The 19,443-nt window shown below is 50.0% G+C and carries 12 protein-coding genes; 8 read left to right on the top strand and 4 right to left on the bottom strand.

The features are described from left to right. The first annotated feature begins 9 nt into the window (after window positions 1–9). The 7 genes from E5355_RS13900 (at window position 10) to E5355_RS13870 (ending at window position 10,467) form a co-directional block, all read left to right on the top strand. On the top strand, window positions 10–2,223 hold the full coding sequence (locus E5355_RS13900; RefSeq protein ID WP_136010842.1) for a glycoside hydrolase family 3 C-terminal domain-containing protein: 2,214 nt from the start codon (window positions 10–12) through the stop codon (window positions 2,221–2,223). A gap of 4 nt (window positions 2,224–2,227) precedes the next feature. After that, entirely contained in the window at window positions 2,228–4,690 is a 2,463-nt protein-coding gene (locus tag E5355_RS13895) for a glycosyl hydrolase family 95 catalytic domain-containing protein (protein WP_136010841.1), read from the top strand. A 179-nt stretch (window positions 4,691–4,869) separates the two neighbouring features. Beyond that, window positions 4,870–6,366, top strand: coding sequence for a 3-succinylated cholic acid synthase (gene bas-suc, locus E5355_RS13890; protein WP_136010840.1), 1,497 nt, complete (start codon window positions 4,870–4,872; stop codon window positions 6,364–6,366). 4 nt (window positions 6,367–6,370) lie between these two features. Then, window positions 6,371–7,003 carry a hypothetical protein gene (locus tag E5355_RS13885; protein ID WP_136010839.1) on the top strand — a complete coding sequence of 211 codons (633 nt, stop codon included), beginning with the start codon at window positions 6,371–6,373 and terminating at the stop codon, window positions 7,001–7,003. A 49-nt stretch (window positions 7,004–7,052) separates the two neighbouring features. Continuing rightward, window positions 7,053–7,607 carry a cob(I)yrinic acid a,c-diamide adenosyltransferase gene (locus tag E5355_RS13880; protein ID WP_136010838.1) on the top strand — a complete coding sequence of 185 codons (555 nt, stop codon included), beginning with the start codon at window positions 7,053–7,055 and terminating at the stop codon, window positions 7,605–7,607. A 70-nt stretch (window positions 7,608–7,677) separates the two neighbouring features. Then, entirely contained in the window at window positions 7,678–7,899 is a 222-nt protein-coding gene (locus E5355_RS13875; protein WP_002558131.1) for a DUF2795 domain-containing protein, read from the top strand. Window positions 7,900–8,028: 129 nt separating this feature from the next. Continuing rightward, the gene (locus E5355_RS13870) at window positions 8,029–10,467 is read left to right on the top strand and encodes a DEAD/DEAH box helicase (RefSeq protein WP_136010853.1); all 2,439 of its coding nucleotides are present in this window, start codon (window positions 8,029–8,031) and stop codon (window positions 10,465–10,467) included. A gap of 113 nt (window positions 10,468–10,580) precedes the next feature. Here the strand turns inward: E5355_RS13870 and E5355_RS13865 are convergent, their stop codons facing one another. The 3 genes from E5355_RS13865 to E5355_RS13855 are packed head-to-tail and all read right to left on the bottom strand — an operon-like array spanning window position 10,581 to window position 15,042. Next, window positions 10,581–11,078 carry a GNAT family N-acetyltransferase gene (locus E5355_RS13865; protein ID WP_136010837.1) on the bottom strand — a complete coding sequence of 166 codons (498 nt, stop codon included), beginning with the start codon at window positions 11,076–11,078 and terminating at the stop codon, window positions 10,581–10,583. A 21-nt stretch (window positions 11,079–11,099) separates the two neighbouring features. Further along, window positions 11,100–12,896 carry a right-handed parallel beta-helix repeat-containing protein gene (locus tag E5355_RS13860; RefSeq protein ID WP_136010836.1) on the bottom strand — a complete coding sequence of 599 codons (1,797 nt, stop codon included), beginning with the start codon at window positions 12,894–12,896 and terminating at the stop codon, window positions 11,100–11,102. Between the two features lie 25 nt (window positions 12,897–12,921). Beyond that, on the bottom strand, window positions 12,922–15,042 hold the full coding sequence (locus tag E5355_RS13855) for an alpha-N-acetylglucosaminidase (RefSeq protein WP_210434532.1): 2,121 nt from the start codon (window positions 15,040–15,042) through the stop codon (window positions 12,922–12,924). A gap of 451 nt (window positions 15,043–15,493) precedes the next feature. Between E5355_RS13855 and E5355_RS13850 the strand changes: the two genes are divergently transcribed. Next, a complete protein-coding gene (locus E5355_RS13850) occupies window positions 15,494–16,054 on the top strand; it encodes a porin family protein (protein WP_136010834.1) in 561 nt (186 codons plus the stop codon). 482 nt (window positions 16,055–16,536) lie between these two features. Here E5355_RS13850 and E5355_RS13845 read toward each other — a convergent pair whose 3' ends face one another. Further along, window positions 16,537–19,383, bottom strand: coding sequence for a PL29 family lyase N-terminal domain-containing protein (locus E5355_RS13845; protein ID WP_136010833.1), 2,847 nt, complete (start codon window positions 19,381–19,383; stop codon window positions 16,537–16,539). Window positions 19,384–19,443: the final 60 nt, after the last annotated feature.

Genomic DNA, 19,443 nt, shown 5'->3' with positions numbered 1-19,443 from the left:
AATTAAGATATGAAGAATAAATTTTTTGTAACCCTATTATTGGCATGCTCCATCAGCACCGTGTCTGCACAAACACCGGTCTATATGGACGATGCACAACCTATTGAAGCACGTGTAAAGGATGCACTCAGCCGGATGACGCTGGAAGAGAAGGTAGCCCTTTGCCATGCGCAGAGTAAATTCAGCAGTGCGGGTGTTCCGCGGCTCGGCATTCCCGAGCTTTGGATGAGCGACGGCCCTCACGGTGTCCGTGCCGAAATCAACTGGAACGACTGGGGATATGCCAACTGGACCAATGACAGCATTACCGCTTTCCCGGCCTTGACTTGTCTGGCCGCTACCTGGAATCCGGACATGTCTGCCAAGTATGGCAAGGTCATCGGTGAGGAAGCGCGCTATCGTGAAAAGGATGTGTTGCTGGGTCCCGGCGTCAATATCTACCGTACTCCGATGAACGGGCGTAATTTTGAATATATGGGCGAGGACCCTTATCTGGCCAGTGTGATGTGCGTACCTTACATCCAGGAATTGCAGAAGAACGGAGTGGCAGCTTGTGTCAAGCACTATGCGCTGAACAACCAGGAACTATGGCGCGGACATATTGATGTGAATCTTAGCGACCGTGCTTTATATGAAATCTATCTGCCGGCATTTAAGGCTGCTGTAGAAGAGGGAGGTGTCTGGAGCATTATGGGTGCTTATAATAAGATTCGCGGCCAGCACGCCTGCCATAATGATTTTGCGTTAAACAAGATTCTGAAAGACGACTGGAAGTTCGACGGCTGTGTCGTTACCGACTGGGGCGGTGCACACGACACCTATGAGGCTGCCGTCAACGGTCTGGATATTGAAATGGGGTCTTACACCAACGGTTTGACATCCGAAAGTGCATTTACCTATAATGATTATTACCTTGCCAACCCTTACCTCCGCATGTTGAAGGATGGCAAAGTACCGATGTCTACGATAGACGACAAGGCTTCCCGCATTCTTCGCCTGATATTCCGTACGGCGATGAACCGTCAGAAGCCCTACGGTTCGGTAGCTACGGAAGAGCATTATGCTGCTGCTCGCGAGATAGGCAATGAGGGCATTGTGCTGTTGAAGAATGCTCCGGTGATAAAGAAAGGCGCTCCATTGCTGCCGATTGATGCAGCCAAGTATCAGAATATCCTGGTGGTGGGCGATAATGCCGTACGCTTGCTGAATCAGGGAGGAGGCTCTTCCGAGCTGAAAGTGAAGGATATGGTATCTCCGCTGGATGGCTTGCGTGCCGCTTATGGCGATAAGGTAACCTATGCGAAAGGCTATGCCGCCGGTCGTCCGATGTACGGTCGTGCAGATGAAATTTCGCAGAATGTGGTAGACTCGCTTCGCGTAGAGGCCGTGGAAATGGCGAGAAAGGCAGACTTGGTGGTGCTGGTAGGCGGATTGAACAAGAACCACTTCCAAGATTGTGAGGGTGGCGACCGTCTGGAATACGGCTTGCCTTTCGGGCAGGACGAACTGGTTGAAGCTTTGCTGGGGGTAAACAAGAACTTGGTTCTGGTGCTTCTCAGTGGTAATGCGGTGGAAATGCCGTGGGTATCCCGGGTTCCTGCCATTGTGCAAGGCTGGTATTTAGGCTCCATGGGTGGCAAGTCTTTGGCTGACATCCTGAGTGGTGCGGTGAATCCAAGTGGAAAGTTGCCCTTCTCTTTCCCTGCCAAGTTGACTGATTGCGGTGCACATGCTTTTGATGAACTCAGTTATCCGGGCGACAGCATCAAGCAGGAATATAAGGAAGATATTTTGGTGGGCTATCGTTGGCACGACACCAAGAAGACTCCGGCCCTCTTTCCCTTTGGTCATGGTTTGAGCTATACTACCTTTACATATGGCAAACCGGTGCTTTCTGCCAAGACCATGACTGCCGACGGTACCCTGACGGTGACAGTTGCCGTGAAGAATACGGGTAGCGTTGCCGGAAAAGAGATTGTACAGCTATATGTAGGCGATGACAAATGTAGTGTACTCCGTCCTGTAAAGGAGTTGAAACGTTTTGCGAAGATTGCTTTGGCACCGGGTGAGGAGAAGAACGTGACTTTCACCCTTACTCCGGATGATTTGAAGTACTACGATGAGATTTCCGCAACTTGGAAATACGAACCGGGCAAGTTCAAGGCATACGTTTGCGCTTCGTCTGCCGATGTCCGTGGTGTGGTTCCGTTTGAAATGAAATAGCCTTATGAAAATATTTGCCACTTTATTTTTGCTTGCAGCCCCGTTGCTGCTTCGTGCAGCCGATGCACCTGCCGACAGTTGTAATCATCAGTTATACTATACGTCGCCTGCCACTATCTGGGAGGAAACTCTTCCTTTGGGCAACGGGCGCTTGGGTATGATGCCTGACGGGGGAATTCTCAGTGAGCACATTGTGTTGAATGAAATATCATTATGGAGCGGAATGGAGGCGGATTATAGCAATCCGGATGCCTCGAAGAGTCTGCCTGCCATCCGACAACTGTTGTTTGAGGGAAAGAACCGCGAAGCGCAGGAGTTGATGTACAGCAGTTTCGTTCCGAAGAAACAGGAGACTGACGGGAGATATGGAACCTATCAGGTACTGGGTGATTTGGATATAGACTTTACCTATAATTCTTCATTGTCCATTCTCAATTCTCCATTAAACAACTATCGCCGTTGGCTTAACTTACGCGATGCGGTGGCATACACGGCTTTCAGGCTGGAAGATGTCGATTACCGTCGTGAGTATTTCGTTTCCCGTGACCGTGATGTCATGCTGATTCATCTGGTTGCCGGACGTGAGGGGGCTCTGAACTTCTCCGCCCGCTTGAGCCGTGCGGAACATGGTTCGGTGACTGTCCAAGGGAACACCCTTGTGATGGACGGCATGCTGGAGAGCGGCAAGCCCGGTTTGGGCGGTATGAAATACCGCGTGGCCATGCAACTTGTGCAGAACGGTGGTGAATCGTCTGTCTGCCCGGAAAACGGCATCCGCTTGAAGAACGGGCAGGAAGCCTGGCTGATACTTTCTGCTGCTACCTCCTATGCCGCTGCCGGTACCGACTTCCCGGGCGAGCGCTATGCAGAAGTCTGCGACAGCCTGCTCCGTCCTTTCACCGCTTCGGCTAATTCTTCCTCCTCCATATTCCATTCTCAATTATCCAGCCATGTTGCTGCCCACCGTTCCCTTTACGACCGTGTTTCCTTGACGCTTCCTGCCACGGCGGATGATACGCTTCCGACGAATGAGCGCATCCTCCGCTTCACACGGCAGGAGTCGCCGGCATTGGCTGCTCTGTATTATAACTACGGACGCTATCTGCTCATCAGCAGTACCCGCCCCGGCAGTCTGCCGCCCAATCTGCAAGGACTCTGGGCGAAGGGAGTCTCGACTCCCTGGAACGGAGATTATCATACGAACATCAATATCCAGATGAATCACTGGCCCTTGGAGCAAGCCGGGCTTTCCGAACTCTGTCAACCGTTGACAACGCTGATGGAGCGTCTTGTCCCTTCGGGAGAGGCAAGTGCGCGTACCTTCTATGGCGATGAGGCAGATGGCTGGGTGCTTCACATGATGACCAATGTGTGGAATTATACTGCTCCCGGTGAACATCCCTCTTGGGGAGCCACCAATACCGGTGGTGCCTGGCTGTGTGCCCATTTGTGGGAGCACTATCTGTATACGCAGGATAAGGATTATCTGCGCCGTATCTATCCCGTATTGAAAGGTGCTGCCCGGTTCTTTAGTTCTACCACTGTGCAGGAGCCTTCGCATGGCTGGCTGGTAACTGCCCCCACTTCTTCTCCGGAAAACAGTTTTTATGTGCCGGGTGACAGCGTGACTCCTGTCAGCATCTGTATGGGGCCTACTATGGATGTGCAACTGCTCACCGAGCTTTATACAAATGTCATTGCCGCCGCCCGCCTGCTGGAGTGTGATGCGGATTATGTGGCGAAGCTTGAGGCAGACTTGAAGAAATTCCCACCCATGCAGATCGGTAAGGACGGATACTTGCAGGAATGGCTGGAAGATTATAAAGAAGTGGATGTGCACCACCGCCATGTTTCCCATCTCTACGGTCTGCATCCGGGAAACCAGATTTCGCCGGACGCTACCCCCGAGCTTGCCGAAGCCTGCCGGATGACCTTGAACCGTCGTGGAGACGGGGGTACCGGTTGGAGTCGTGCTTGGAAGATAAACTTCTGGGCTCGTCTGGGCGACGGAAACCGTGCCTGGAAACTCTTCAAGAGTTTGCTGCATCCTGCTGTCAATGCTGCGACGGGAGGTCATGGTAGCGGTACTTTCCCTAATTTGTTCTGTTCGCATCCGCCTTTCCAGATCGATGGCAACTACGGTGGTGCGGCGGGAGTCGGCGAAATGCTGTTGCAAAGCCATGAGGGCTTCATCCATCTGCTTCCTGCCCTGCCGGACAGCTGGACTACCGGCAACTTCCGTGGAATGCGCGTGCGTGGCGGCGCTTCCATGGACTTGGACTGGAAGGATGGACGGGCAACGAGGGCTGTTGTTACCGCTCTTGTTCCGGGTAAATTCACAGTAAAGATGCCCGCAGGTGCTGTCCGTGCCGAGGTGAAGATAGGAGGACGCACGCGTACTTACAAGAAACCGGCATTCTCGCTGGACTTGAACAAGGGAGAAGAAGCGACGGTGTATTTCTTCTGATGATTCGGACAGAAGAATAGAAGATGTTTTAGACAGAAGAACAAAAGAAATAAAGCAAAATATGTTCTTTTGTTCTTCTGTCTAAAAATAGTTCCCCGACAAAATCATCAAGTTATTTGTCTTTCGTGCCCGAATGCCGTACATTTGCAGCGCATGTAGAACAAATATCTTGGATAATTATGAAAGATGGAGTACGTTTCTTCTTCTCGTTTCTCGGCTTGCTGGGAGCGTTGGCAGTTCATGCGCAAGTCAATGAGTTGCCACGTTCCACACCCGAGGCAGAAGGAGTCCCTTCCAAGGCTGTCACTGCCTTGTTTGATTCCCTGATGGCATTGCCGGAAACAGATATCCACAGCGTGGTGGTGCTGCGTCACGGCAAGGTCATCGGAGAAATCTATCCGGCTCCGTTCGCGCCGGAATATCGCCATACCATGTATTCCTGTTCCAAAACCTTTGTCGGGGCTGCCGTGGGGCTTGCCATTGCGGACAACCGCTTGCGCTTGACAGACCGCGTCGGTGCCTTTTTCCCGGAGCTTCTTCCGGATTCGGTTTCCGCTAATCTGGCAGACATGACTGTCCGCGACCTGCTTACCATGACATCGGGCATCACTCCCGACTGGAATATGCGCAACCTCACTCCCGACTGGATACGTGCCTTCCTTGCCAAACCGGTGAAGACTCCGGGCAAGAAGTTTGAATATGATTCGATTTGCAGTTACATGCTTTCTGCCATTGTACAGAAGGTGACGGGCATGACCTTGCTGGATTATCTCAAACAGAAGCTCTTCACCCCGATGCATATCACGGATGTTGCGTGGGAGATAAGCCCCGAAGGCGTCAATACCGGTGGATGGGGGTTGCATATCCAGAGCGAGTCGTTGGCTAAATTCGGATTGCTGTTGCTGAATCGGGGGATTTGGGGAGGCAAGCAGCTGCTCCCGGCTTCCTGGGTGGAGCAGATGATGACCAGGCAGATAGGAGATTATGGCTATCAGATGTGGCTTTGCGAATATCCGGGTGCTGTACGCGCTGACGGGGCTTTGGGACAATACATTCTAATCGTTCCGGATAAGGATATGGTAGTGGTCATTACCGAATGTACGTTGATAGATGGCCGTCGACAGCGGCGTCTGGTCTGGAACCGCTTGCTGCCGGAGGCCGGGGAGCAGGCATTAGTGCCCGGCAAGGACTACAGGCGCCTGCAGAAGAAGCAGAGTTCTTGTCAACTGCCGTTGGTGCAGGGAAAGGCGGCTTCCTCCCTTTCGCAGAAATACGCGGGCAAGCGAATCCTGCTCGGAGAGAACAAATACGGATGGCAATCCATCGAATTGCAATTCAAGCAGAAAGAAGTGGTGATGACCGTGGTGGATAAAGACGGAAGCACTTGCAGTCTTCCGTTTGGCTATAAGCAATGGCTGAAGGCGGCAAGTGATGGCTATCCTCCGTATTCGGTTGCCGCAAAGGGGCGTTTTAAGGGTATAGAAGGCCCTTTCCAAGTGGCAGGCAGTTATGCGTGGACGTCATCTGATGCTTTGCGGCTGAAAGTACATTATGTCAACTGGATAAGCGCTCTTGGGCTTACGCTCCGGTTTGAGGATAACAAGGTACTCCTGACTGTTACGGAGAACTATTCTTCGGGTGAAGGGGTGACTTTCGAAGGGACATTAGCACATTAAAATAATGAATCGTATTTTGCTTACTCTAAAACGGCCTTTTATATGGCTGTACCGTTTCCGGCACCGTTGCGGCTACGGTGTACATTCTCCTTTTGCCTTTAACCTGATTACACATGTAATTTATGAAAGTACGGCTTATTATAAATATGAAGAGCTGGTCAAGGCACAGAAGCAACTGGAATTGGAGAAAGACAAATACTGGAAGTACGAATCGAAGAAAGTGAAACGTCTTCTGTTCCGTCTGGTAAATTATGCCCAGCCGGAGACCATTGTGGATGCCGGTACGCTTGCCGCTTCTGCGCTCTATCTGAAAGCCGGAAAAGAGGGGGCGGATTATACTTCGGCTTCCGACCTTTCCGAACTTTTTCTGGAGAGCGGTGTTCCCGTCGATTTCCTTTATTTGCACGACTATCGTCGTCCCGGGTTTGTAGAGGAGGTCTTCCGTATCTGTGCCGCCCGTACCGGAGGAAAGTCTGTCTTTGTGATTGAAGGCATCCGTTACACTCCGCAGATGTTTGCCCTTTGGAAGCGTATGAAGCAGGATGGACGGGCGGGCATTACGTTCGACCTGTATGACCTGGGTATCATATTTTTCGATAAAACAAAGATAAAACAAGACTACATTGTCAACTTTTGATTATCTTTAGGCGTTTAAAGGTTACAAGCAACTCATAACTTATAACTCAATGAAGATATATACAAAAACCGGAGATAAAGGAACCACCTCTCTTGTAGGCGGAACCCGTGTATCCAAAACGCATATCCGCCTCGAAGCATACGGTACGGTAGATGAACTGAATTCCAATCTGGGTCTTCTTATCACATACCTGCTTGACGGGAAGGATAAAGACTTTTTGCGGCAAGTGCAGGACAGGCTTTTTGCCGTAGGCTCTCATCTGGCCACCGACCGTGAGAAAACGGAGTTGAGAGTGGCAAGTGTCATCAGCCGGGAGCAGGTGGAAATGGTGGAGCGGGAGATAGACCGTTTGGATGCCCTTTTGCCTTCTCTTTCAGCTTTTATTCTTCCCGGCGGAAGCCGCGGCGCGTCAGTCTGTCACGTTTGCCGTACGGTTTGCCGCCGTGCCGAACGTCGGATTCTTGCTTTGGCCGAACAAGTGGAAATATCTTCGGAATTACTGGCTTACGTGAATCGTTTGTCTGATTATTTGTTCGTCCTTTCTCGTAAAATGAATCGAGACGACAAAAAAGATGAAATATTTTGGAATAATAGTTGCATGTGAAATAAATTGTTATACTTTTGCCAAAAAATAAAAGTAGGACTTAATATATACCATTTTAATACTAGAGACTATGTATTGGACATTGGAATTGGCGTCTAAATTGGAAGATGCCCCTTGGCCGGCAACCAAGGATGAATTGATAGATTATGCCATGCGTTCGGGTGCTCCGCTTGAAGTGATTGAGAATCTGCAGGAAATGGAAGATGAAGGCGAGATTTATGAAAGCATAGAAGATATTTGGCCCGATTATCCCAGTAAAGAGGACTTTTTCTTCAACGAGGAGGAATATTGATACGCTTTAAAAGAAAAAACTTACCGGTATGTCTGGTAATATTTTGAAACATAGGAAGAAGTAATTCCAAAACCGATAACTATGGTTGAAGAATTACTTCTTTTTTTTTAATACCCCCCTATAATAATGATGGATGTACAAGAAGCAACAACACGCCGGTTACCGGATTTGAAGGAAAGGCATCTGCCTGAAAACTGCCGCGAAACCGTAAACACGATTTTGAAGGAGACTTACGGCTACGAACAGTTTCGTAATCTTGAGATTTACGATAACTTGTTCAAAGGAAAAGAGAAACTCTGCATTTCGCAGGGACAGCTGATAGAGAACGTCATACTGGAGGCTGAGAAAGCCTGGAAAGGTGAAGCGCAGGTAGATAATATTTTGTTGACCGCTCCTACCGGTTCCGGAAAATCCTTGTTGTTCCAGCTTCCTGCCATCTATCTGGGGAAGGAGTATAATCTGCTTACAATCGTAGTCTCTCCTTTGAAGGCGTTGATTGTAGACCAGGTGGAAAGTCTGCAAGAGCTGGGGTATACGCGCGTGGCATACGCCTCGTCCGATTTGTCGCCGGAACAGAAAAAGGAGGTTTACCGGCAGGTGCGCGAGGGCGAGATTGATTTGTTCTATCTCTCGCCGGAATTGCTTCTTTCTTACGACATCAAGCATTTTGTAGGCGAACGCCGCATCGGTCTGGTGGTGGTCGACGAGGCGCATACGGTAACAACATGGGGCAAGGAGTTCCGCGTGGACTATTGGTTCCTGGGGCGCTACCTGACTGCTTTGAAACAGACGCTCGGCTATGGTTTTCCGTTGTTTGCGTTGACGGCCACGGCCGTCTGGAATCCGAAAGGGGGCAACGATATGATATTCGAGACCATCCGTTCCCTGCAGATGGAGCCTTGCGTGCTTTATGTGGGTACGGTGAAGCGTCGGAATATAGGCTTTGACATCCGTCAGATGGAGATAGAAGCCGGAGAGACATACGACAAGGCAAAGCAACGCGTGATTGCCGCGCGTATCGAAGATTTCCTGGACGGCCATAAGTCATTGCTCTATTATCCTTTTGCCGGTGGCATTGACATGCGGCTGAAGACGTGGGTGAAGCCTGCGGACTGGCGTCTGGTGGCTTCCTATTATGGCAAGAAGGAGAAGGAACAGAAAGCTGCCATTGTGCAGGAGTTCAAGGAAGGAACCAAGAAACTGATTGTGGCCACCAAAGCCTTTGGCATGGGAGTGGACATCAGTGACATAGACCGCGTGTACCATGTAGCGCCATCCAGTACGTTTGTCGACTATATCCAGGAGATAGGGCGTGCCGCGCGTGATGCGGAGATACGCGGCATTGCCGCTACCGACTACCATGAACGTGACTTCTATTATATGAAGCGTCTGCATCAGACGGGGAACATCGCCCAGGAGCAGTTGGTGCTTATCCTGAGAAAGCTCATGGAGGTGTATCGCATGAAAGGGGAGAAGCCGGAAATGATGGTGTCGTTGTCCGATTTCGAGTTTGTGGTGAAGCTGCCGCGTACAAGGAACAAGCTGGAATATGAAGCGGAGCTGGGACAGCTCATCAAGACCGCCTTGCTTTGGCTGGAAGACGACTTGATGCAGCGTCATGGAAAGCATCTGCTTGAAATCAGCCCCAAGAATCTGTTGACCGAAGGATATGTCCAGGACAAGACTGGTGATGTCTTTGCCCGTGAATTCCGGGGCTATCTGACAAAGGTAGAAGGGGAGGACGGGGTTTACGTCGCACGTCTGGAAGCACTTTGGGAAGAGCGTTTCCCGGAGCTTGGCTACAAGGAATTCAAGCAGAAACTGAATAATGGAACGTTGTGGGAAGGTGCCCGTGCCGTGTCCGTAGGCAAGCATGAGGTACTGTTGAAGGAAGATGCCGCTGTCATCCGTGAGCGGATGGATGCCTTGTTCAAGAGCCTGACGGCGATGCTGAAAACAGCATTGATAAAGTCGAAAGGACGTTTTGATGAAGAAGAGCTGCGGGCTGTCTTTGCCGAGCACGGCATGGACGTGCGCTCTGCCAAGCGCTTTATCGGTTCCCTGCTCGAGAGCCGCACGGAGGAAGGCCGTAGCGTAAGCTACATCAGCAGCGTGAAAAAGAAGGATTCCAATGAACTTTCCTTTACCGTGACCAAAGGCTTTGATTTGCTTCTGTCGCGCTATCAGAAACTGTTCGGCCAACGTATAGTGGGCAATAAAGGAAAACGTCTGCTGTTTTATTGCACGCCTTTCTCCGATTTGAACATGCTCCTTAATCTGCTTTCCATGCTCGACTGCCTATCGTTCAGCGTGGAGGGCGGCGGCACGCCTTGCGTATTCGTCCGTTTCAATGACCCCGGAATCCTGCAGGAGCTTGCGTTTCGTGGCGATTACCGCAACCTGATTCTGGACACCAACGAGCAGATATTCCAGGAGCAGATAGACTTGTTCTCCTTTTTCTTCGGGACGGATAAGTTGACCGATGAACAGCGCTGGGACTTTATAGAAGATTATTTTACGGGAATGGGAGTGGACAGCTTGAAAAAGAAATTTACGTCCTTATGGTAGTAAACCCCAATAGACGTGTCATCTCGCCGCCAATCGTCCTGATTGGCGGCGCTTTTGTGTCATGGCCGGCGTCACGGAATTTGACGGCAACTATATCCAAATGTTTTTAGTAGTTATTGTTCTGTTTTCTGGTACGCCAGCCGTTCGTCTCCATTGGCCAGAAAGATGATACCGCAATATTGAAATCCGTGTTTCTTCAGTATATGCTGAAGGATATGATTGTCGCGATGGGTATCTGCACGCAGATTGGGAAGCTGCGCGTAGCACCATTGCAGGCAGGCATTGGCCACTCCCTTGCTGTGTTCTGTGCTTGCCAGCCGGTGGATGACACCGTATGGAAGCGTGTCTTCCAGCCATTCGCCTTCGTAGATATGCGAATATGTGGGGTCGTTTCCGCGGATGAAGGCAAAAGTTCCGATGATTTCTCCGTTGTCGTCAATGCACACGTAGCTGTTGCCTTGTTCGATGTCGGTCGCGACGAGTTTGCGGGAGGGATAGTTGCCCGTCCATTGTTTCATGTTCCCGTCTTTTCGCATGATGCGCTTTGCTTGCTCGAAGATGTCCATCAGGAGTTCTGTTTCCGCAGGTCGCGTCTTTCTGATTTCTATCATAAGTTCTTCACGTTCGGGGTGTTATTCCATTATTTTTACCCGGTTTGTCTTCTCCAGCAGGAAGCGGCTCCGGTTCCAGTGGAAAGGCTTGTATTCGTTGTTCTTTTTGAGGATGTTGTGCCGGAATGTCAGTCCGTCCACCGATTTGGCATAGAGGATGGGGGCGTCGAAGGTGTCGAATTCATTCTCTTCGATAAGGATGCTGCCTTCCTTGCCTCCGTGGAAGTATTGCCGCTGTCCCTCCAAATCGGGTATTTCGGGATAGATGGAGATGATGGCGTTGGTGAACTGGAACTGGCTGGTCAGCGCATTGACGAAGCGGTTCTTGCGGATGACGACGTTGCGGCAGGCTCCTGTCTCGTACCATCCGTTGCAATCGCCGCACAGGAGGATGGCTGTTCCCGAAGTATGGTCGAACAGATTGTTTTCTACGATTACCCTTTGCGGAGTACTGAACAAGGCACCCCGTGCCCGGTTGTTGCGGATGATGTTTCCTTTGAATTCCACTTCGGGTGTCCAGGTGAGGTTTTCGATGCCGTAGCCTTCTTGTTCGCAGATTTGCGGGTCGATGGGGTCGCGGAAAGTAATCCTGAACTCGCGTACTCCCGCCGTTTCCTGCCTGTCTGTGGGAGAAATGCCGGTTATCCGGTTGGTTTTCCCTATTATGTCCATGGTGGCCGAACGGATAAACTGGATGCTGTCGCCCGGTTCTCCCCATTCAAATCCCCACGACTGGTCGTGCATGTATCGTCCGACGAGGGTATGGTCGTCAATCCGGTTTACCACCTTCAGGTAAGTGCCGTGCACGTTGATGGCATCGTCCATCATTCCTTCGTATAGGCCGTTGCAGGAGATGATTTTTCCTTTGCAGCCCGAGAAGTGGGTGGCGTCGGCCTGGGTGGTGAAGTAGCGCGGGTCGTCCGCTCCTTTCAGGCAGACGCCGAAAGCATCGAGGGTGATGTTCTCGCACAGTTGGGCAAGCAGTCCCATGCCTTCGGCATAATGCACCTTTATATTCTCGAGCACGGTATTGAGGTTCCGGTGGAGAAAAATGCCGGGAGCGGGGCGGTGCCAGGTGCGCATGGCCACCACGGTGCCCGGTATGAGGCGGCTGTCTTTCCAGTGCGGGGCGGTGAGGGTGCCTGCCGGGGTGGCGGTCACTCCTTTGGTCTGCATGTAGAGGTCGCTGGTGTTGTAGACGATGTGGCGTTTTTCTTCTTCAAAGGCAATGCCCGAAGTGGGGCGTGTACGCCATCCCTCGCCGTAGGCCTCGAACAGCGAGTCCTTGGAGATGCGCCACTTCACCCACGGGGCGGGCATGAACGTGATGCCTCGTTCGGCGTTGTTCTCTGTCACCCGGATCTGGGTGATGTGCGGATTGGCAAAGTCGATACTGAAATTGCGCAGGGTGCAGTGGGCGGAGTGGAGCAGTGCCAATGGGAGCATCCGTCCGTGGAAGATGAGTTCGGCGCCGTTGCCTTCCAGCGTAAAGTGCCTGAAGCCTTCCAGTTCAATCCCCACTTTCTTGGGGTTGGTCTGGTCGTGATTGGAGATGTAGTAGGTGCGGGTAGCGGCACCTGCTTCATGGAAGAAATACTTTCCCTTGGCAAAGCGCAGTACGATGCTGTCTTCCGGACTGCATTCGGCCTTGATGCGGTTGACGACCCGTTGCAGTATGGGGCTGGCATTTTTCCGGCTGTCGGGTTTCAGCCCCATCCGGGCAAGGTCATAGATACGTTCGGCACTGTTCAGTCTGTTCGGGTAGCTCAGGCAGCTTGCCACGACGAGTAAGAGGCATGCTATTTTGTTCAATTTCATTTGTAGTGTATGTTTGGGTTAAGGATTATCGGATATTTTCGGTTTCTTCCGACAAGAGGCGCTGCACGGCTTTGGCTGTTTCCACGCAATCTCCTTCCTTGACGGAAGGGTAGGGGGCATGCTGCAAGGTCCAGGGTTCCTCCAGCGAATAATAGTCTATGTCGGCGGCGGGGTCGTGGTCGGGCAGGAGGTTCAGGCGGTCGAGCCAGGTTTTCCAGCGCAGGTAGTAGAAGTCTTTCAGCAGGCCGTTCCACTCTTTATGGGCATAGTCGTGCAGGCCTCCCCCGTCGGCAGCCTGGCGGTTGCCCCAGGTGGTGACTTGTACCCGGGCGTTCCACTCCAGCCAATCTTTTTCAGCCGGTGTGCCGCCCAGGCGGCGGGCTTGTCCTATCCAGCTGCCTACCTTGAATTCGGGACGGGTGGCAAGCAGGCGGTCTTGCAGCAGAAGTAGCTTGAGGAAACGGTCGGAAGCCTGTCGGAGCAGCGGTTTGTCTTCTGCTTCATAAGCTGCTTGGATAACTTTGTAAATCAGGCGTCCTTTTTCTGCCACAGCCTGGCGGGTGATGTCAATCAGGTCGTATTCAAAGTTGTTGTTTCCCTTAAACTCTTCGGCTTCTTCCAGCAGCAGGGCGGCGGCGCGAATCACATCGTGCGGGCGGTAGTAGTCGGACATTTCCGACCACGAGGAAGCCTGATAAGCTTTCAGCGAAGGGCGGGTGCAGAAGATGGATTCGTGTGTGCCTTGCTGGGTAGAGCGCGGAGGGCAATTGTATATGGAGTTTCCCAGCAACACCCACGCCTCCCACAGCCGTGGCGTACACTTGCCGTAACGGGCGGATATATATCCCTTCAGCCACTCATCCTTGGAGAATGCGGACGACCGCCAGGGCAATTCGCAAAGCAGCTCGTACATGACGGGATTGTTCTCCGAGCCTTCCATCGTCATTCCCACACCTTTCAGGCTCTTCCCGAAGGGGCTTCCGGCAGCTTTGTAGTATCCGTCGATCACGTGTTGCATCTTTCCGTGCAGGCCCACGTTGCCGCCATAGTTCAGCAGCATGCAATAGAGCCATCGGTGTCCGTCGAATCCGTTCTTCCGGTACCAGGACGATTCGGGGTCGCCCCATTGCGGACGGCTTTCGGAGTAAAGGTCCAGCACCAGCATGTCTCCTTCCGGCAGGTTGCGTATCATTGCAGACCGCGGATTGGCACCCCATGCCTGAATCACCCAGGCGGCGTTCCGGCTGTTCTTTTTCATTGCCTGCCAGATGGCTTTTCCGGCGGCGTCCAGGTCCACTCCCGCCACGTTGCCGCCTTCGTGGAACGGGTCCATGCTGTAGAAGTCGGCTTTGCCGAACAGGCGGTTCATCTCTTTGTAATACAAGTCGGCTATCTCCTGGAAACGGGCGTCGGTGGGTTGCAGGAAGGCCGGGCGGTTGTAGCCGCACCACTTGCCCGGGTCGGCCACGTTCACTCCCAGTTTCTCCTTGGCATTGTGGGGAAGCATGCCCGAATATCCCGGCAATACGGGGTGGATGCCATACTCACGCATGCGTTTCAGGATTTTCTTTTGCAGTGCGATGCGGCCTTCATACCATGAGTCGGTGTTCGGTCCGCCCCATCCCTCCAGGTTGTTCATCAGCCACCAGGCCTGGAAGGCGGGACCCGCCACAAACTCGTTAACTTCTGCTTTGGAATATCCCAGCCTGAAAAGTACGTTGCGCCAGACGGCATCTGTGCCCACCAGGGCCAGCGACAGGTTGATGCCGTGCAGTGCCATCCAGTCGAGCTCTTGTTCCCAACGTGCCCAATCCCAAAAAGCCATGGTATAAGAGAAGGTACAATAGTTGAAGTCATAACGATAGGCGGAGGCCGTTTCGTGCCTTTCTCTGTGCAGCACGGGAGGCAGCGCATCCGGAAGCTTGGCAACCATGTTGTTCCACGACAGATGGATGCCTGCATGATACTTCAGGTACCAGTTCAGCCCTACGGCAATGCTGATTGGGTTGTTTCCGCGGATGACTACCTTTTCTCCCTGTTGGTCCAGTTCAAAGAAATCTTCGCCCGCGGTGGATTTCTGTTCTATGACGAACTTGCCCGAAGAGCCCGGCACCACTCTTTCCAGCAGACCCTGAACGGGCGACATGCCCGAAACGGCCGGGAGCAGGCAAAATAATAGTATATAGCATATATAAAATCGTTTTGTAATTGTTTGGCACTTGTTGCGGAGCCTGTTGAGAGGTTCTTTCCGTCCGTTTGTTTTTCTTTTCATAATAGATGTCGTTTAAGGGAGAAATGAATGCTTCGAGCGCAAAGATGGGAAAATTAATGGAAATACAGTGCATGCTTCCTATCTTTTTGCTGGTTATGAGCACGTTTTTTTTCGTTTAAAGGAGTCACGGGAGTATTGGCTTTAACTCCTGAGCCGACTTGTCGGCTGATAACTCCCTTTAACTTCTGAGCCCGAAGGGAGATAACTTCTTCTAACTCCTCTAAATGAACGAGCCGTGCGCTGCTGTCGAACAATTTTTTGTGGATATTGTTCCTTTAGGAGGATTTTGCATATATTTGTCCCATAATATTAAACACAATGAATTATGAAAAAGTTTTTTAGTGCTTTCGTGATAGCCGCGTGCTGTATGTTCATGGCTATGCCCGCACAGGCCCAACTGTTGAAGTGGGGTGTCAAAGGCGGTGTGAATATGACGAAGATTGACTGGGATGGCGGATATAAGGGAAACAAGGACAATTCCGCCGGTTTCTTCATCGGTCCGATGGCCGAATTGACCATCCCCATTGTAGGCCTGGGCATCGACGGTGCCTTGCTCTTCTCCCAGCGCGGCAAGGACGAAGTGAAGCAGACCGGTATGGAAGTACCCGTCAACCTGAAGTATACCATCGGGCTGGGTAGCCTGTTGGGAATCTATGTGGCTGCCGGTCCCGATTTCTTCTTCGATTTTAAGAAGAAAGACAACATCGACCGCAAGAAGTCGCAGGTGGCGCTTAACTTGGGTGCCGGTGTGAAGCTGCTGAAGCATCTCCAGCTCGGGGTCACCTATCAGCTCCCGATGGGCGACTCGTTTACGTGGACGGAGGCCGGTAAGGCTTTTGGTGCCAAGAACAAGACTTGGCAGGTTTCTGCGGCTTATCTCTTCTAAGAGAGAGTCTGTGATATGTATATGATACACCCGGTTGTTCCGCTATGAAACAGCCGGGTGTATTGTGTAAATAGCCTTACGTATTTCGGCCGGAGCCGTCTTTTTGCAAGTGAACGACTACGGTCGTTCGATTGAACAACCAGTGTCGTTCGATTGAACAACCGGTGTCGTTCGATTGAACAACCCGGGTCGGTCACTTATATGTGGAGTCTGCATGAGCACGCTAATGAATACATCAGCACCACTCTCTTTGCTTCCTTAGATGAAACAGCCCTGAGCATTAGGTGAAGAGGAAAGAAGTTTCACCGGAAGTGACTGTGGGATAGGGAGAAAGCTTGAAGGGTGAAGCTTGTGAGGAGGTGAAAACCTGTTTTTTGTATCTTAGGGAAGCTGAAAAAGAGAGGCCATCTCAACATAAAAGTTGAGATGGCCTCGCCTTATAAGTGTCCTTCCACTGTTGTGGAAGGTACGTTGTCCGTCAATTAGGGTTTAACGTCTCTGATAACTTCGATTGTGAAGTTGAATGATGTTGTGCCCCAGTCGTGCTTGTAAGATACTGTCACTGTTACAGTCTTGGTATAAACTGTACCGGTCGGGTCAATGTTGCATACAAGTTCATTGTTTTCATTGATAGTCCAGCCTTCGGTGTTAGTCGTGAACTTCAGACCGGTAGATGTGTCTTTAGTTCTATACAGTCCTGCTGCATTGGCTGCTTCTGTCAATTGCTTGTTCTTGTAGCTGACAATAGTCTGATCGATATAATCTTTCAGTACCAGGTTTTTCCATGCAGTTGCAGCGAGTTCCTGGAACTTGATGACTGTACCCTTGGCCAAAGTAGGATCGTAATGCTTGCCCAAGTTTGCAGTATTCTTGAAGTCTTGCAGCGGGCTCTTCACTGTCCATGTGTCGGTTCTGTAGAAATTGTCTTTATGAACTTCAGTATCATAAATGTCAATCTTCAGTTCCTTAACCTTGGCTACGTCTACGCTCGGCTCAAACTTAACGGTGTAAGTGTTATTGTTAAATGTAAGCTGACCCTTGTTCATCAGTTCTTTCACATAAGCATTCTGCTTGTTGGCATCCAGATTATACTTGGCAACTGCGTCAGCCGGTTTGATAATGTACATATCAGAGAAGCTGTTAGATTCCAGAGTATATTTGGTCTTTTCAGCATTCCACTTACCGATGATGGTTTGTGCGCTGTATTCTTCTTTAACAGTAGCATCGAAGCTGCGAGTCACGGCAAGGTCATTGATAGTAGTGATGAAGAACTTGTTATCAATCCGGTTTTCTACGGCATACGGAGTGTAAATTCCATTGTGTTTAACATTTTCCCACATTAGATAGAACGTATTCTTCTCAACTTTAGTCTTAGGACCGATGAACAAGAACAATGAGTCGGTTGCATTGCCCTGAGCTTTCTTGAACCATACGAATGCTTCGTCTGGATTGACACGAACATCTACAGACCATGCATTGTCAGCAGGATAATTCTCAATGCTGTTGAATGCTTGTTCATATCTAACCAATTCTTTTGATTCATTGTACACAGCTTTGTACAGAGGCCAAACTATGTTAGAACTATAGTTAGTCAGAATGTCACGACCACCGATAGCAGTTTCGAATGCACGAACATCCAGTTTCACAATCTGGTTGCTTGTCTTATAGCCCAAATTGAATGTAGTATCGCCCAGCGGAGACAACTGGATAGTCTCAATGCTTTGTTCTACTTCAGGACGTACAGCTTGTACAAGTACATAGTTGTAAATAACCAAATCGTGTACATCCTTAACCTGAGACTTAACGGTAGTAGTAACCTTAACTACGGCATACTCATCGATAGCTGACGGCTGCAACTCTTCCTTAACGGCCAGGATACCTTCTTTGGCAACCTTTTCTGCATCAAAGATACCTTTCTTGATTACTTCGCCCCACATTTCCTTTTCTGCATTCTCATCAATCAATTCAAACTTCTGCTCAAATTGAATGCCTGCATCAGCAAGCAGTACACCGTTATTCAAATTCAAGGCTGCACTGATAGAATCGTTCAAATTATAAGTTGCTTTATAATCAAATCTACCAATACTATAAGCGCTTTGGCTGTTCTGGCTGAAATACTCCTGTATTTTATCTTCTGCATTTACGCGTACATTTTTTATTGTACTAGCAGAAGCATATTGAGACTTCACATTGAAGTAGTCTGATGCAGAAACATATTGTCCGTACATCTTGACATCCAAAGAAGTAGCATAGCTATTGTATGTTTCACCGATATTCAGCGATACATTTCCCCACTTGGTTATTTCTGTTTCCGTAGTCGGGTCAAACCATGTTATACTTCCCCATCCATTAGTATATTTATCCTGAGCATTCTTAAAGTTTACCGGAGTCATCTTCACCCAAATAACACCTTCTTGTTCTTTGTCGAAATCCCAATCCAAAACATTCAGCTGCGGTTGTTCGGCAGCTCTTGTCAGATAAGTATCAGAGAAGAAGAGTTCTGCATCGCTCTTTGAGAATTTAGAAGGATATACTTTGAAAGAAGCCTTTGCAGGAACTGCTGCAAACAAAGTATCCGTATCTGTTTCGTTTTGTGGATAATACAACTGGTAGGCTACAGCGTAGTCATTCTTGTCATCGGCAGCCTGCTTCCTGTATACGATAGTTTGCAAGCCGTTGAAAGCAGAACCTTCCATCAGCAAGGTATACGACTGGCCGTCGATTGTAACCTGCATAGTTCCATCCTTTTCATTGTAGATCATGGACGGAATATTCACATTGTATTTGAATGAAGTTCTATATTCGCCAATGCAGATATAGCCTTCTTCGTCTACCTTCACATAGTTGCCGACAACTTCTTCAACATCTACGTTAGTACCGTCCGCGCCTTTTGCCTTGATTTTCTGACCGGCATCGTTCAATACATACTCATAGGTTTCGCCTTCGTCCACACTGATCATCCAGTAGTTTTCGGCATCCACCTTGAACTTCGGAACGATTGTAGCCCCGGTTTCACCCTTCGGGCCTTGAATACCCTGAAGACCTTGGTCACCTTTCTCGCCTTGAGCACCCTGAGCGCCATTCTTGATAGTCAAGGTTTCGCCGCCGGCAAAAGTCAGCAAGTAACCTCCTTCCACAGGAGTGTAGCTTTCAATAAACTTCTTGCCATTGATTGCGGCAAGGATGTCATCAATCTGTTTTTTGTTTGCATCGATTTGCTCTTGCAAGCCATTGATGTCATCATCATAGTCCTTACAAGAAACAAATGTTCCTGCCGAGCCTACCATCAAGGCACTGAACAGAATCACATTTAGAAACTTTTTGTTCATAATTGAAAAACTTTAAATTTATAAATTTAAAAAAATAAAAAGTGAATAATTTCCCATTTC

The organism is Bacteroides muris (ex Afrizal et al. 2022) (genome assembly GCF_004793475.1).
Classification (GTDB): domain Bacteria; phylum Bacteroidota; class Bacteroidia; order Bacteroidales; family Bacteroidaceae; genus Bacteroides; species Bacteroides muris.
Note: the sequence above shows the minus strand (reverse complement) of the source record. Positions and strands in the feature narration are given on the sequence as shown.

What these genes read in the sequence shown, in the direction of transcription:
- E5355_RS13900 (WP_136010842.1), top strand. Translation starts at nt 10, where the DNA reads ATGAAGAATAAATTTTTTGTAACCCTATTATTGGCATGCTCCATCAGC.
- E5355_RS13895 (WP_136010841.1), top strand. Translation starts at nt 2,228, where the DNA reads ATGAAAATATTTGCCACTTTATTTTTGCTTGCAGCCCCGTTGCTGCTT.
- bas-suc (WP_136010840.1), top strand. Translation starts at nt 4,870, where the DNA reads ATGAAAGATGGAGTACGTTTCTTCTTCTCGTTTCTCGGCTTGCTGGGA.
- E5355_RS13885 (WP_136010839.1), top strand. Translation starts at nt 6,371, where the DNA reads ATGAATCGTATTTTGCTTACTCTAAAACGGCCTTTTATATGGCTGTAC.
- E5355_RS13880 (WP_136010838.1), top strand. Translation starts at nt 7,053, where the DNA reads ATGAAGATATATACAAAAACCGGAGATAAAGGAACCACCTCTCTTGTA.
- E5355_RS13875 (WP_002558131.1), top strand. Translation starts at nt 7,678, where the DNA reads ATGTATTGGACATTGGAATTGGCGTCTAAATTGGAAGATGCCCCTTGG.
- E5355_RS13870 (WP_136010853.1), top strand. Translation starts at nt 8,029, where the DNA reads ATGGATGTACAAGAAGCAACAACACGCCGGTTACCGGATTTGAAGGAA.
- E5355_RS13865 (WP_136010837.1), bottom strand. Translation starts at nt 11,078, where the DNA reads ATGATAGAAATCAGAAAGACGCGACCTGCGGAAACAGAACTCCTGATG.
- E5355_RS13860 (WP_136010836.1), bottom strand. Translation starts at nt 12,896, where the DNA reads ATGAAATTGAACAAAATAGCATGCCTCTTACTCGTCGTGGCAAGCTGC.
- E5355_RS13855 (WP_210434532.1), bottom strand. Translation starts at nt 15,042, where the DNA reads ATGTCGCCCGTTCAGGGTCTGCTGGAAAGAGTGGTGCCGGGCTCTTCG.
- E5355_RS13850 (WP_136010834.1), top strand. Translation starts at nt 15,494, where the DNA reads ATGAAAAAGTTTTTTAGTGCTTTCGTGATAGCCGCGTGCTGTATGTTC.
- E5355_RS13845 (WP_136010833.1), bottom strand. Translation starts at nt 19,383, where the DNA reads ATGAACAAAAAGTTTCTAAATGTGATTCTGTTCAGTGCCTTGATGGTA.